14 protein-coding genes are annotated in these 12,455 nt (G+C 67.9%); 7 read left to right on the top strand and 7 right to left on the bottom strand.

Annotation, left to right across the window (positions count from 1 at the left end):
• Nucleotides 1-3 precede the first annotated feature (3 nt).
• Together PT015_RS19290 and PT015_RS19285 are read right to left on the bottom strand one after the other, a co-directional pair.
• Complete coding sequence (locus tag PT015_RS19290; protein WP_285191181.1) at nucleotides 4-1,239, bottom strand: MFS transporter; 1,236 nt, start codon at nucleotides 1,237-1,239, stop codon at nucleotides 4-6.
• Between the two features lie 43 nt (nucleotides 1,240-1,282).
• On the bottom strand, nucleotides 1,283-1,573 hold the full coding sequence (locus PT015_RS19285) for a copper-sensing transcriptional repressor RicR (RefSeq protein WP_285186569.1): 291 nt from the start codon (nucleotides 1,571-1,573) through the stop codon (nucleotides 1,283-1,285).
• 201 nt (nucleotides 1,574-1,774) lie between these two features.
• On the opposite strand from PT015_RS19285, the gene ilvD reads away from it, so the two are divergent.
• On the top strand, nucleotides 1,775-3,481 hold the full coding sequence (ilvD, locus tag PT015_RS19280; protein ID WP_285186567.1) for a dihydroxy-acid dehydratase: 1,707 nt from the start codon (nucleotides 1,775-1,777) through the stop codon (nucleotides 3,479-3,481).
• An 88-nt stretch (nucleotides 3,482-3,569) separates the two neighbouring features.
• Here ilvD and PT015_RS19275 read toward each other — a convergent pair whose 3' ends face one another.
• Nucleotides 3,570-4,223: an O-methyltransferase gene (locus PT015_RS19275; RefSeq protein WP_285186565.1), complete on the bottom strand. Its 654-nt coding sequence runs from the start codon at nucleotides 4,221-4,223 to the stop codon at nucleotides 3,570-3,572.
• Between the two features lie 116 nt (nucleotides 4,224-4,339).
• Between PT015_RS19275 and PT015_RS19270 the strand changes: the two genes are divergently transcribed.
• Nucleotides 4,340-4,483 carry a metallothionein gene (locus PT015_RS19270; protein ID WP_390887865.1) on the top strand — a complete coding sequence of 48 codons (144 nt, stop codon included), beginning with the start codon at nucleotides 4,340-4,342 and terminating at the stop codon, nucleotides 4,481-4,483.
• On the opposite strand, the gene PT015_RS19265 is transcribed toward PT015_RS19270, so the two are convergent.
• Genes PT015_RS19265 through PT015_RS19255 form a run of 3 tightly spaced genes read right to left on the bottom strand, consistent with a single transcriptional unit; the run spans nucleotide 4,480 to nucleotide 6,610 of the window.
• On the bottom strand, nucleotides 4,480-4,980 hold the full coding sequence (locus PT015_RS19265; protein ID WP_285186562.1) for a TIGR04338 family metallohydrolase: 501 nt from the start codon (nucleotides 4,978-4,980) through the stop codon (nucleotides 4,480-4,482). The genes PT015_RS19270 and PT015_RS19265 overlap by 4 nt on opposite strands.
• Complete coding sequence (locus tag PT015_RS19260; RefSeq protein ID WP_285186561.1) at nucleotides 4,977-5,726, bottom strand: DUF2786 domain-containing protein; 750 nt, start codon at nucleotides 5,724-5,726, stop codon at nucleotides 4,977-4,979. The genes PT015_RS19265 and PT015_RS19260 overlap by 4 nt, the downstream gene beginning before the upstream one ends.
• Before the next feature lie 44 nt (nucleotides 5,727-5,770).
• Nucleotides 5,771-6,610: an alpha/beta hydrolase gene (locus tag PT015_RS19255; RefSeq protein ID WP_285186559.1), complete on the bottom strand. Its 840-nt coding sequence runs from the start codon at nucleotides 6,608-6,610 to the stop codon at nucleotides 5,771-5,773.
• Here PT015_RS19255 and PT015_RS19250 point away from each other — a divergent pair.
• Together PT015_RS19250 and PT015_RS19245 are read left to right on the top strand one after the other, a co-directional pair.
• Nucleotides 6,558-7,625, top strand: a complete 1,068-nt coding sequence (locus tag PT015_RS19250; protein WP_285186557.1) for a sigma-70 family RNA polymerase sigma factor — start codon at nucleotides 6,558-6,560, stop codon at nucleotides 7,623-7,625. The two genes, PT015_RS19255 and PT015_RS19250, sit on opposite strands and share 53 nt — an antisense overlap.
• Before the next feature lie 42 nt (nucleotides 7,626-7,667).
• Nucleotides 7,668-8,246 (top strand): dihydrofolate reductase family protein, encoded by a 579-nt coding sequence (locus PT015_RS19245; RefSeq protein ID WP_285186555.1) that lies wholly within the window; start codon nucleotides 7,668-7,670, stop codon nucleotides 8,244-8,246.
• Nucleotides 8,247-8,327: 81 nt separating this feature from the next.
• Here the strand turns inward: PT015_RS19245 and PT015_RS19240 are convergent, their stop codons facing one another.
• Complete coding sequence (locus PT015_RS19240; RefSeq protein ID WP_285186554.1) at nucleotides 8,328-9,464, bottom strand: NAD(P)H-dependent amine dehydrogenase family protein; 1,137 nt, start codon at nucleotides 9,462-9,464, stop codon at nucleotides 8,328-8,330.
• 116 nt (nucleotides 9,465-9,580) lie between these two features.
• On the opposite strand from PT015_RS19240, the gene PT015_RS19235 reads away from it, so the two are divergent.
• Genes PT015_RS19235 through PT015_RS19225 form a run of 3 tightly spaced genes read left to right on the top strand, consistent with a single transcriptional unit; the run spans nucleotide 9,581 to nucleotide 12,455 of the window.
• The gene (locus PT015_RS19235; RefSeq protein WP_285191180.1) at nucleotides 9,581-10,405 is read left to right on the top strand and encodes a MarR family transcriptional regulator; all 825 of its coding nucleotides are present in this window, start codon (nucleotides 9,581-9,583) and stop codon (nucleotides 10,403-10,405) included.
• A 4-nt stretch (nucleotides 10,406-10,409) separates the two neighbouring features.
• Nucleotides 10,410-11,126: a pirin family protein gene (locus tag PT015_RS19230; RefSeq protein WP_285186553.1), complete on the top strand. Its 717-nt coding sequence runs from the start codon at nucleotides 10,410-10,412 to the stop codon at nucleotides 11,124-11,126.
• A gap of 27 nt (nucleotides 11,127-11,153) precedes the next feature.
• The gene (locus tag PT015_RS19225; RefSeq protein ID WP_285186552.1) at nucleotides 11,154-12,455 is read left to right on the top strand and encodes a YhgE/Pip domain-containing protein; all 1,302 of its coding nucleotides are present in this window, start codon (nucleotides 11,154-11,156) and stop codon (nucleotides 12,453-12,455) included.

Raw genomic sequence — 12,455 nt, 5'->3', positions numbered from 1 at the left:
GTTTCAGCGGTCGGTGTGAGGCGCGTCGAACAGCTGCCGCTCGGCCGTCATTCCGGCCGCACCGATGCCGATCAGCGCCGCCGAGGCGGCGAACATCGCCAGCACGCCGTGCTCGTAGAACAGGCCGCCGGCGAACGATCCCGCCATGATGCCGATCTGAAAGGCCGCCATGTACAGCCCCGACGCGCCGTCGGGATCGTCGGCGCCGGCGCGCATCGCGGCAGACTGCAGCATCGGCGACACCGCGTTCGCGAATCCGCCCCACAGCGCGATCGCGACCACCCCTACCAGGGCGGTCGCCACCGCGGGCAGCCGGTGGAAGGTCAGCATCGTCAGCACCAGCTGCGTCACGTACAGGCCGACCATGCAGCTGATCGCCGCCGCCCGCGGGTGGTGATCCAGCGGCCGCGCCACCAGCGGCATCGCCAACAGGCCCGCGATGCCGTAGACGGACAACAGAAAAGCGATGTCCGGGCCGCGGATGCCCACGACGTCGCGAATGATCACCGCGATGAAGGTGAACGAGATGTAGTGGCCGGTGACGGCGACCATGGTGAGCAAGCTCACGATGATCAGCCGGCGATTGCGGTGGTGCCCGGCGGCCCGGCCTACCCGGGCGCGCTGCTCGACGCTCAGCAACAGCGGCGGCAGGACGAGCGCGGCAGCGACGGTGACGATGGCAGCGCAGCCGGCCACCGCGCCCACCGCCACCCGCCAGCCCCACAGCAGGCTCATCGCCGCGGTGGCCGGGCTCCCCACCACCACCGCGAGGCTGATGCCGACATAGATCGACGTCGTCGCGCGTCCGGAGTGACTGGCCGGAACCAACCGGGTGGCGATCGGCGCGATCACCGACAGGATCAGACCGTGGGTGACCGCCGACAGCGCCCGGCCCCCGGCCAGCACCGCGAAGTTGGGCGCCAGCGCCGAGATCAGCTGCGACGCGGTCAGGCAGGACAGCGAGAGCAGTAGCGCCCGGCGGCGCGGCCAGTGCGCGGTCCAGCGGACCAGCGGGACCGTCGTGACCGCGGCGACCAGGGCGTACCAGGCCAGCAGCGTGCCGACCATCGGAACGCTGACGCGCAGGTCCCGGGCGATGGCGGGCAGCGCGCCGACCGGCAGCAACTCGGCGGTGACGTAGGTGAAGGCCGCGGCGGCCAGGACCGCCAGTTGGACGGCGATCCGGAGAGTCCAGGGCCCACTGGTCGCGGTTCGCCCCTCGGCGGCACGGGGTGGCACCACGGCCACTACTCAACCACGCGTGGGACCGATCCGGTGACGATCAGGAGCGGACGAGTCGCGCGATGGCCGCGGAGGCTTCGGCGAGTTTCTGCTCGGCTTCGTTGCCGCCCTGGGCGACGGCGTGGGTGACGCAGTGGCCCAGGTGCTCGTCGAGCAGATTGAGCGCCACCGACTGCAGCGCGCTGTTGGCGGCACTGATCTGGGTGAGGACGTCGATGCAGTACTTGTCGTCTTCGATCATCTTCGCGATGCCGCGGACCTGGCCCTCGATACGCCGTAATCGCTTGGCGTAGTTGTCTTTCTGCGACGTGTATCCGTGTGCGGGTGCCATCTGCCCCTCCAACATCCTGGTCGTGATGATCGTGCTCGGGGCCATGCGACGGCGCCGGTGATGTCACCATTGTCAACGATCGGCCCCCGTTCGCGCCACGCCACCCTGGTGAGGCGGCCTTTCCGTGGCGACGTCGGGATACCCCTTGGGGGTATTTTAAATGATTTTGGCGGGCCGATGACGGCGCGCAATACTTACCCCATGCCGGACAGCCACAGCTCTATCGACATCAAGCCCCGCAGCCGCGAGGTCACCGACGGCCTGGAGAAGGCCGCGTCGCGCGGAATGCTGCGGGCGGTTGGGATGGACGACGGCGACTTCGCCAAGCCGCAGATCGGGGTGGCCTCGTCGTGGAACGAGATCACGCCGTGCAATCTGTCGCTGGACCGGCTGGCCAAGGCCGTCAAGGAGGGTGTGTTCGCCGCCGGTGGCTACCCGCTGGAGTTCGGCACCATCTCGGTGTCCGACGGCATCTCGATGGGTCACGAGGGCATGCACTTCTCGCTGGTGTCGCGCGAGGTGATCGCCGACAGCGTCGAGGTCGTCATGCAGGCCGAACGCCTCGACGGCTCGGTGCTGCTGGCCGGCTGCGACAAGTCGCTGCCCGGAATGCTGATGGCTGCCGCCCGCCTCGACCTGTCGTCGGTCTTCCTCTACGCCGGATCGATCCTGCCCGGCCGAGCCAAGCTGTCCGACGGCACCGAGCGCGATGTGACGATCATCGACGCCTTCGAGGCCGTCGGCGCTTGCTCCCGCGGGCTGATGTCGCGGGAAGACGTCGACGCCATCGAGCGGGCCATCTGCCCCGGCGAAGGAGCCTGTGGCGGCATGTTCACCGCCAACACGATGGCCAGCGCGGCCGAGGCCCTGGGCATGTCGCTGCCGGGCAGCGCGGCTCCCCCGGCCACCGACCGCCGACGCGACGGGTACGCCCGGCGCAGCGGCGAAGCCGTGATCGGCCTGCTGCGCCGCGGCATCACCGCCCGCGACATCCTTACCAAGGAAGCCTTCGAGAACGCCATCGCTGTCGTCATGGCCTTCGGTGGCTCGACCAACGCCGTGCTGCATCTGCTGGCCATCGCGCACGAGGCCGGCGTCGAACTGTCGCTGGCCGACTTCAGCAGCATCGGCGCCAAGGTGCCGCACCTGGCCGACGTCAAGCCGTTCGGCAAGCACGTGATGTTCGACGTCGATCACATCGGCGGCGTGCCGGTCGTGATGAAGGCGCTGTTGGATGCCGGCCTGCTGCACGGGGATTGCCTCACGGTGACCGGGCAGACGATGGCCGAGAACCTCGCGCACATCGCCCCGCCCGACCCGGACGGCAAGGTCTTGCGTGCGCTGGACAACCCGATTCACCCGACCGGTGGCATCACGATCCTGCACGGCTCGCTGGCCCCGGAGGGCGCGGTGGTCAAGTCAGCGGGCTTCGACTCCGACGTGTTCGAAGGCACCGCAAGGGTTTTCGAGCGTGAGCGGGCCGCCCTCGATGCACTGGAGGACGGCACCATCACCCACGGCGACGCGGTGGTGATCCGCTACGAGGGCCCGAAGGGTGGCCCGGGCATGCGCGAAATGCTGGCCATCACCGGCGCGATCAAGGGCGCGGGTCTGGGCAAGGACGTGCTACTGCTGACCGACGGCCGGTTCTCCGGTGGCACCACCGGCCTGTGCGTCGGGCACGTCGCGCCCGAGGCGGTCGACGGCGGGCCGATTGCGTTCCTGCGCGACGGCGACCGGATCCGGCTCGACGTCGCCAAGGGCACATTGGACGTACTGGTCGACGAGGCCGAGTTTGCTTCGCGCCGTACGGGATTCACGCCGTTGCCGCCGCGCTACACCTCCGGGGTGCTGGCCAAGTACGTCAAGCTGGTCGGATCGGCCGCCAACGGCGCGATCTGCGGCTGACTCTTCCTGCCGCGAGCGTGCGCGTCTGTACGCGACGCGCCGGGCAGTGCCGGCATTCTGTGCACGCTCGCGGCAGAAGAGTGCGCTTCTACTTCACCCGCGCGAACGCCAGGCCGTCCCAGTGCTTGGCGCCGACCACCTGCAGCACCGCGGTATCGAGCTGCGGGTGCTCGCCCATCAACTCGAGCACCTTCCGGGTGCCGACCAATACCGGGTCGTCGCCGGTCGACAGCACCTGGCCGTCGCGAATCACGTTGTCCACCACGATCAATGAGCCCGGCCGGGTGAGCTTGACCGCCCAGTCCAGATAGCCAGGGTTGTTCTCCTTGTCGGCGTCGATGAACACCAGGTCGAACGGGCCCTTGACGTTCGGCAGCGTGTCCAGGGCCGCGCCGACATGCACCTCGACCCGGTCACCGAAACCGGCCCGTTCGATGTTCGCGCGCGCGACTTCGGCGTGTTTGGGTTCGTACTCCAGCGTGGTGACGTGGCCGTCGTCGCCGGCGCCGCGGGCCAGGCAGATCGTGCTGTAGCCACCAAGGGTGCCGATTTCCAGGATGCGGCGTGCGCCGGTGACGGCGGCCAGCAGGCTGAGGAACTTGCCCTGCTGCGGCGACACGGCGATCTGCGGCAGACCGGCGGCGTCACTGTCCTGCAGCGCGGCGACCAGCACCGGATCGTCGTCCAGCAGGGTGGTGTCGAGGAAATCGTCAACGTCAGCGGGAGTTGGCTTGAGGCTCATGCCCCAACGCTAGCCGCGGGCGTCGGGCGCCCGCCACCGCTTTTCGGACCGCTTGCCCGGTACCCCCCGGGGGTATAAGCTGGCAACTGTTCGACCCACTCCGAAAGGTGAAATCGATGTCAGTTGAAGCAGGCACCCTGTTGAGTTGTGGCCACGACGGCTGCGGCTGCCGCGTGCGCGTCGAGGTCCCGTGCCACTGTTCCGGCGACCAGGCATACATCTGCAAGTGCGGTGACGAAATGGTCGAGGTAGCGAGCTAGCGCACGCCCTCTTTGGCGTAGACCACCCGTAGTACGTGCCCGGCCTCGGGCCCCATGACCAGTTCGGCCAGGGTGCACAGCGTCGTGACGTACTGCGAACCATGCGCGGGTTGCTCGTCGCAGAGGTGATGCGCGATCTCGTGGAGGACAACGAGTTCGCGCATTGCCCAGTCGGCGTCGTTGCGGTCGGGCACCGCGATAATGCCTGTGCCATCGCGGTTTTCGTAGTGTGCGGCGGTGGCCGACCGCCGGGCCCGCACCCGCAGTGCCGCCGCGTTGCCCCACTTCTCGCGCACCGCGGGCAGCGCCAGCACGTCGTCGACGTAGCGCTGCACCGCGTCCAGCGATCCGAACTTCCCCTCGGGCGGCAGTGTCAACTGTGTCCCGAAGAATTCCACTGTGCCCGAACCGTGTTCGGCGGTGCGGTCGAACAGCGTGCGGACGAATTCCTCGGCGGCGTAGACCTTGGCACGTTGCGAATCCCGCTCGGCAGTCACCGTTCCAGCGCGGTCCGCGCTCCGGACAGTTCCGCGCCGTTGCCCAATCGGGCTCGCTTACCTGCCCGGTCCCCGGCCCGCCGCGCCGCCGACGAATAACCCGCCGTCGCCCGGCTGGCCTGCCACGTGCCGCGGGCCTTGGAAGCGGCCTTGTAATGGTCGCGGAGTTCCAACTCTTTGTCCCGCAGTGCAATTGCGGTGCCTGGCGGGCGACGCTTGTCCTTCTTGGCCTCGCGCTGGGTCTGCTCACGGGCCTCGCCCAGCCGCTGCCCCACCCGGGCACCGAAGGCCAGCTGGAAATTCAACCGCGCGGTGATCGTCGGCGTCGGCTTGTGGTCGCCCGACGAGATGTAGGAGTCCGAGGCACGGACCATCTGTACGACGAGGCTGGCGTACAGCGCGTGGGTGGCGTCGATGTCCTCGCCGAACCCGTAGGCGTAGACGAACGTCGAGTTGGAGGCGATGTCGCAGCGGACGTCGTTGGCGGCGGCGATCACCACGAACAGCTGGACGTAGGTCCGCAACCCCCGGGTGCCGGCCGTGCCGATCGTGATGGTCCGCTGCACCGGCGCCTGGGCGGGCGTGCGCTTGTCGGCGTGCGACCGGGCCACGGCCAGATCGATCGAGGTCGCCGTAGCCAGGCGCTGCGCCGCCGACATGAAGGCCTCGGCCTCGTGCGCGTTGTCGGTGCCCTCGGCCTGACGGAGCAGGGCGGCGATGCGCGCCAGCATCTTGTCGTCAGTCATTCAGACCAACCTAGGCGAACTCGCCGACGGGCCGCCGCCGCCATTCACAGCCGCGCGTCGAGCCAGGACACCACGTCGTCGAGCACCTGTTGCTGCTCTGGTTCGTTGAACACCTCGTGATAGAGGCCCGGGTAGATCTTCAGCTCGACGTCGGAACTGCCGACCGACTCGACGAGCCGTCGGCTGCCCTCGGCGGGGATCAGCTTGTCGTCGGAGCCGTGCACCACGAGCAGCGGCGCGGTCAGCGACGGCGCGCGTTGCTGCATCGTCTCGCCGACCACCAGCAGTGCGCGGGCCACGCCGCCGGGGATCTTGCCGTGATAGACCAGCGGGTCGTTGTTGTACGCGTCGACCACGGCCTGGTCTCGCGAGACCGCGTTGGCGTCGAGCGCCTGCAGCGGCAGGCCGGGTGCGATCGAGCCCATCGTCTTGGCGACCCAACCCAGCAGCGGCGAAACCGCGAGCTGCGCCGCGACGGCCGGTCCGGACAGCACCATCAGGTCGTAGTCGTCAGGGTGCTCGACGCCGTACGCGAAGACGATGCCGCCGCCCATGCTGTGGCCGAGCACGATGCGCGTGAGGCCCGGGTGTTCCTTGGCGGCGATGCCGACCAGGGTGTCGAAGTCGCCGGTGTACTCGGAGATGTCCTTGACCAGCACCCGCTTGCCACCCGAGCGGCCGTGGCCGCGGTGGTCGAGGGCGTAGGTGATCAGGCCCTCGCGGCCGAACCGCGCGACGACGTGGTCGTAGCGCCGCGCGTGCTCGCCCAGACCGTGCGCAAGGATCACCACGCCGCGCGGCGTGCTGTCGGGGGTCCAGACGTCGTAGACGATGCGCACGTCGTCGACACCGTCGAAAGAGTGCTCGGCACGCGTGATTGTCATCAGGGGAAGCGTAGACCGAACGTCAGACGCAGTCCGTAAGCTCACTCCCGTGAGCGTGCTCGCCCGCGAATTAGCCGATGACGGCCACCCCGATTTCTCCGCGACGGCGGAACCCTACCGCCGCGAATTGCTCGCGCACTGCTACCGGATGACCGGGTCGCTGCACGACGCCGAGGATCTGGTGCAGGAGACACTGCTGCGGGCGTGGAAGGCCTACGACCGTTTCGAGGGGAAGTCGTCGGTGCGCACCTGGCTGCACCGGATCGCCACCAACACCTGCCTGACCGCGCTGGAGAGTCGGCAGCGCCGGCCGTTGCCGACGGGACTGGGCGCGCCCAGTTCTGACCCGACGGCCGATCTGGTCGAGGGTGCCGAGGTGCCGTGGCTCGAGCCGTTACCGGACCCGGCAACCGTCGTCGGCACCAGCGAATCGGTCCGCCTCGCATTCGTGGCGGCGCTGCAGCACCTCTCCCCGCGGCAGCGGGCCGTGCTGGTGCTGCGCGACGTGCTGCAGTGGAAGGCCGCCGAGGTGGCCGACGCAATCGGGTCCACCACCGCGGCCGTCAACAGCCTGCTGCAGCGCGCCCGCGCACAACTCGACGCCGCCGGGCTCAGCGCCGACGACCGGCTGAACGCACCCGGCTCCGCCGACGCCCAGAACCTGCTGGCCCGCTACATGGCGGCCTTCGAGGCCTACGACATCGAGCGACTGGTCGACATCTTCACCAGCGAGGCGATCTGGGAGATGCCACCGTTCGTCGGGTGGTATCAGGGGCCGCAGGACATCATCACGCTGATCCACCAGCAGTGTCCGGCCGAATTGCCGGGCGACATGCGGATGCTGCCACTGACCGCCAACGGTCAACCCGCGACGGCGATGTACATGCACGCCGGCGACCACCACGTGCCGTTCCAGCTCCACGTCCTGGACGTGACGCCCGACGGCGTCACCAAGGTGGTGGCATTCCTCGACACCGCACTGTTCGCGAAATTCGGCCTGCCCGAACGTCTTTAACGCGGGCGATGAGTTTCGCCGCGGCCGGCGGTCTGTATCTGCATGACGATTACCTACACCTTCGACGTCTTCTTCAGCCTCGACGGATTCGGCGGAGTCAACGGCGGCGACTGGGGCGGTTACTGGGGCAAGCAGGGGCCCGAACTGCTCGACCGGCTACTCGCCCTCTACGACGGGGAGCAGCGAATGGTGTTCGGCGCCAACACCTATAGGTTGTTCGCGCAGATGCTGGCCGAGAGCACCGAGGACTCCGACGTGCGTGACCCGTGGGTCGACCGGATGCGACACCTACCGGCGACCGTGGTGTCGACGACCCTGACGGGTCCGCTCGACTGGCCGGACGCAACCGTGGTGAGCGGCGACGCCGTCGACGTCGTCGCGCGACTCAAGTCGGAATCCGACAGGCCGTTGCGCTCACACGGCAGCCTGTCGATGAACCGGGCGCTGATGGCCGCCGGCCTGGTCGACCGGGTCCACGTCACGCTCTTCCCGGTGATCACCGGCCGGACCAGCGACGACCCGATCTTCAAGGGCGCGGCCGACTTCGACCTCGAACTGATCGAGAGCCGCACCCTGGACGGCGACATCCAGGAGCTGATCTATCGGCCGACGCTGCACTGACGGCTTCCGCGGTGTCGAACGTGAAGTTGGCTTCACACCGGTGACCGAACGTGAACCCAGCTTCACGCTCGGCGAGGACGGCTACGAGAACAACCGGCTGTCCGGCGGCGTCCCCTCCACCGCGCCGACCAGACCAACCCCGGTGACCAACGGCAGATCCAGTGCCGACAGCAGACCTGGCCGTGCCTGGCAGACCGCGGGAATCACGTTGACCATGCGCGACGCGCCGGCCATCCGGGCGCCGAGATCGTGGTCGTGGTCGTCGGCCATCTCGAACTCACACCGCATCGTCGGCGACCTCTCGATTTCGACGCGGTAGAGACCACGGCCCGATGCCGCCCCGTAGCCGAGGTCGCGCGGCGGGATCGAGATGTGCGGCTGCGGCCAGTCCGGCGCCAGGTCGTCGGACATCCGCGTGACGTGGTCGATGACGAAAGTCGGCCTGCCGTCGACATATCCGGTGAGGGTGGAGCGCATCGCGCCGACCGTGCCCGCCTCGATGCGCCCCGTGGGGGTGTCGAACGGCTCCTCAGCGACAACCCGCTCGACGTTCTCCTCGATGTTGTCGACCTTGACGCCCAGCCCCGCCGCGAGTTGGTGCACGACCGGACCCCAGCCGAACGTGAACATCCCCGGCGCCGCGGCGAAAGCGACGAATTCCGGCGGCTTGCCGAAGCCCAGAATCTCGTAGACCGCATCCTTGTCCGGGTAGGTCGCGTAGTTGAACATCTCGGTGATGCGCACCGACTCGACCACCCGGGACACCCCCGTAAGCACCAGTGGCAGAACGTCATTGGCGAAGCCGGAGTCGATGCCGGTGGTGAAGAACGATGCACCGCCGGCGGCGGCCGCCTCGCGCAGGGGCGCGGTGAATCCCGCGTCGACACCGTTGGGGTAGACCAGCGGCACCACCGAACACGACACGACATTCTTGCCGGCCCGCAGGAGCGAGACCATGTCGTCGATCGCCTCGGCCGGCCGCAGGTTGGCCGCCGCCGCGTAGATCACCGCGTCCGCGTCTCCGGCCAACAACGCGGCGGGATCCTGCGTCGCGGTCACGTCCGTCGTCCCCGCGCCGCACAATTCGCCCGCGTCCCGCCCCGCCTTCGCGTCGCTGTGCACGACGAGGTCGACGAGTTGCAGATGCGGGTGGTCGATCACCCCGCGCAGGGCAATCAGCCCCATCGAACCCGGACCCCAGACGCCGACCTTGTACATCGTGTTCTCCTAATATTAGGATATGTTTGGCTGTATTTTGGAAGGATCGTAGGAAGGCTTTCGTGGATTCGTCAACCGCGTCCCCGCAATCCAAGTCGCCGCCCACCGGCCGCGTGATGAATGTGCTTGCGGCGCTGGCGGATTCACCGGAGGGTCGAAGTTCGGCCGAGTTGGCCAAGCGGTGCGAGATCAGCACGTCGACCTGCGCGCTGGTGCTGGCCGAACTCGAAGGCCGCAACTGGGTGACGCGCCGCGACGACCGCCGCTACACCCTCGGCAGCGGATTGTTCGGACTGGTCCATGGCCTGCGGGCGCAGTTCCCGCTGCTGGACCGGGGCCGCGAGACGCTCGGCTACCTGCACGACACGCTGGGCGCGGGCTGCTCGATGTCGAAGATCGGCAAGACGCACCTGACCACCATCGACGCCGTCGGCCACGGAACCGATGGTGAGCATGCGGTGGGTCAACGCTTTCCAATCGGTCCGCCGTTCGGCCTGGTCGCGATGGCCTGGCGTGACGAAGAGACGATCGACGGGTGGCTGCACCGCGTGACGCCGCGGCTGACCGATGCCGACATCGCGGCACACCGGCTGGTGCTCGCCGAGATTCGCGGCCGCGGCTACGGGGCCTGGCGGTTCGACGCCGCGCACACCTCGTTGCACGACCGGCTGGCCACCGTGCTCGCTTCGCTTGAGCCGACCGCGCAGGTGACGCGCGAGCTCAACACCCTGATGACCATCGTGACGCTGCAATCGATCACCAGCCGGCTCGAAACGGACTTGGCGTCAGCCGAATTCGTGGTGCTGCCGATATTCGGCCGGGACAGTCAACCGGAGTACCAGATCGAGATCCACCTGGGCGGCCGCAGTGAACTGCCCCTCCCTGAGCTTGACGACGCCCTTCGACATGCCCAGGCACTGCTGCGCCCCGGAGTAGCGTGACACCGTGACAGTCGACATCCGTCGTGCCGGTGAGCGTGCGGTCACCACGACCTCGTGGCTGAACTCGCGGCACTCGTTCTCGTTCGGCGATCACTACGACCCGGGCAATACGCATCACGGCGTGCTGCTGGTCAGCAATGACGACATCGTCTCTCCGGCTGCAGGTTTCGACACCCATCCGCACCGCGACATGGAGATCGTCACCTGGGTGCTGGAAGGCTCGCTGGCGCACCGCGACTCAGCCGGCAACAGCGGCGTGATCTATCCCGGCCTGGCACAACGGATGTCGGCCGGTAGCGGGATCACCCACTCCGAGAAGAATGCCTCCGACACGGAACCGGTTCGGTTCGTGCAGATGTGGGTGCAGCCCGACGTCGCCGGCATCGATCCCGGATACCAGCAACAGACCATTACCGACGACGACCTCAACGGCCGCCTGGTGCCGATCGCGTCAGGCATCCCCGGCCACGATGCCGCCGTCAGCATCCACAACCGATCGGCCGCGCTGCACATCGCGCGCCTGCAGCCCGGCGACGAGATCACGTTGCCGGGCGCCGCGTTCCTCCATGTGTTCCTCGCTCGCGGGCGGGTCGAGTTCGAGCAGGCCGAGTTGCACGAGGGCGACGCTCTGCGTCTGACGGCAGCGGACGAGGAACGGGTGATCGCCCGCGAAATCGCCGAATTGCTCGTCTGGGAGATGCACGCAGGTCTCGGCGGCTAGGGTTGGCGCGGACGAACAGGAGCCGGCATGTCTGAACCGCACGCGCGCGATGTCGCTTACGACGACGGCGCATCCGCGAGCCACCGCTATGCCGGTCCGAAACCCACTCGGACAGTGAAGTTTTGGGGTCTACCCGTGCTGCTGACGCTGGTCATTGCGGCGGTGCTGTCGGCCTTCTATCTCACCGGCGTTCTGCAGCCGATGACCAACCTGCGCCACTTCCCCGTCGCGATCGTGAACGAGGATGCCGGGCCGACGGGCGCGCAGGTGGTCAAGGGGATGCTGGCCAGTTTCGACCACGACGCCTACGACGTCCGCGTGCTCGATCGCGACCAGGCCAAGAATCAGATGGACAGCGCTCAAATCTTCGGTGTGGCCGTGATACCGCCCAACTTCTCGACGAAACTCCAGTCCTACGCGAAGAGTGCCCTCACTCCCGGCCGGGTCGAACGCGCCGTCGTCATCGTCTCGACTAACCCGCGGGCGGGTGTTCTCGGCGCGACCATCGCCAGTCAGGCCTTGCAACGTGAGGTCACCTTGATCGACCAGCGTGTCGGCCAGAAGCTGTCGCAGGAAGTCGCACAGCAGACCGGCGAGAAGCCCGCGCCCGGTGCAATAGCACTCATGCTGGCCAATCCCGTTGAGGTCAAGACGACCGTGCACAACCTGCTGCCGGAAGGAACCGGTAATGGGTTGTCCGCGTTCTACTATGCACTGCTGCTGGTGTTGGCGGGCTTCATCGGCAGCATCGTGGTGAGTCGCTCTGTGGATGCGCGACTCGACGAGCAGACGCCGCGGCTGCGCACCCTGCTGATCAAGTGGGCGATGATCGCCGTGACGGCGCCGCTGACCTCCGTCGCCTACGTGGCGATCTCGGCCAAGCTGGGCATGCCGGTCCAAAACCCGCTCACGCTATGGCTTTTCGGTACTTTTGCGATTCTGGCGGTCGGAGTGACATCCACATCCCTGATCACCCTCCTGGGCGCGGTCGGCGTCCTGGTGAGCCTGTTCGTGTTCGTCATCCTGGGCCTGCCGTCTGCGGGCGCGACCGTGCCGCTGCAGGCCACGCCCGCGTTGTTCGAGTGGCAGGCGAAGTTCGAGCCGATGCACCAGGTCTTCATCGCCGCAAGGTCTTTGCTGTACCTGGACGGCCGCCCCGGCTCGGGTTTGTCGCCCGCGCTGGTGGCGATCGCGATCGATCTAGTGATCGGTCTGTTGTTGGGCGCCTTCGTGATTCGCGGCGAACTACGACGTCGCCGTCCGGCGTCCCCCGCGCCCGTCGAAGCCCCGTCCGACACCTTCCAGGAAGCCCCGCCCCAGGTGCAGTAA

Source organism: Candidatus Mycobacterium wuenschmannii, from assembly GCF_030252325.1.
Classification (GTDB): Bacteria; Actinomycetota; Actinomycetes; order Mycobacteriales; family Mycobacteriaceae; genus Mycobacterium; species Mycobacterium wuenschmannii.
This window is presented reverse-complemented; position numbering and strand designations above follow the sequence as displayed.

Coding starts and splice junctions, on each gene's coding strand:
- PT015_RS19285 (WP_285186569.1), bottom strand. CDS start 1,573: ATGGCACCCGCACACGGATACACGTCGCAGAAAGACAACTACGCCAAG.
- ilvD (WP_285186567.1), top strand. CDS start 1,775: ATGCCGGACAGCCACAGCTCTATCGACATCAAGCCCCGCAGCCGCGAG.
- PT015_RS19275 (WP_285186565.1), bottom strand. CDS start 4,223: ATGAGCCTCAAGCCAACTCCCGCTGACGTTGACGATTTCCTCGACACC.
- PT015_RS19270 (WP_390887865.1), top strand. CDS start 4,340: ATGTCAGTTGAAGCAGGCACCCTGTTGAGTTGTGGCCACGACGGCTGC.
- PT015_RS19260 (WP_285186561.1), bottom strand. CDS start 5,726: ATGACTGACGACAAGATGCTGGCGCGCATCGCCGCCCTGCTCCGTCAG.
- PT015_RS19250 (WP_285186557.1), top strand. CDS start 6,558: ATGCGCACGTCGTCGACACCGTCGAAAGAGTGCTCGGCACGCGTGATT.
- PT015_RS19255 (WP_285186559.1), bottom strand. CDS start 6,610: ATGACAATCACGCGTGCCGAGCACTCTTTCGACGGTGTCGACGACGTG.
- PT015_RS19245 (WP_285186555.1), top strand. CDS start 7,668: ATGACGATTACCTACACCTTCGACGTCTTCTTCAGCCTCGACGGATTC.
- PT015_RS19240 (WP_285186554.1), bottom strand. CDS start 9,464: ATGTACAAGGTCGGCGTCTGGGGTCCGGGTTCGATGGGGCTGATTGCC.
- PT015_RS19235 (WP_285191180.1), top strand. CDS start 9,581: ATGAATGTGCTTGCGGCGCTGGCGGATTCACCGGAGGGTCGAAGTTCG.
- PT015_RS19225 (WP_285186552.1), top strand. CDS start 11,154: ATGTCTGAACCGCACGCGCGCGATGTCGCTTACGACGACGGCGCATCC.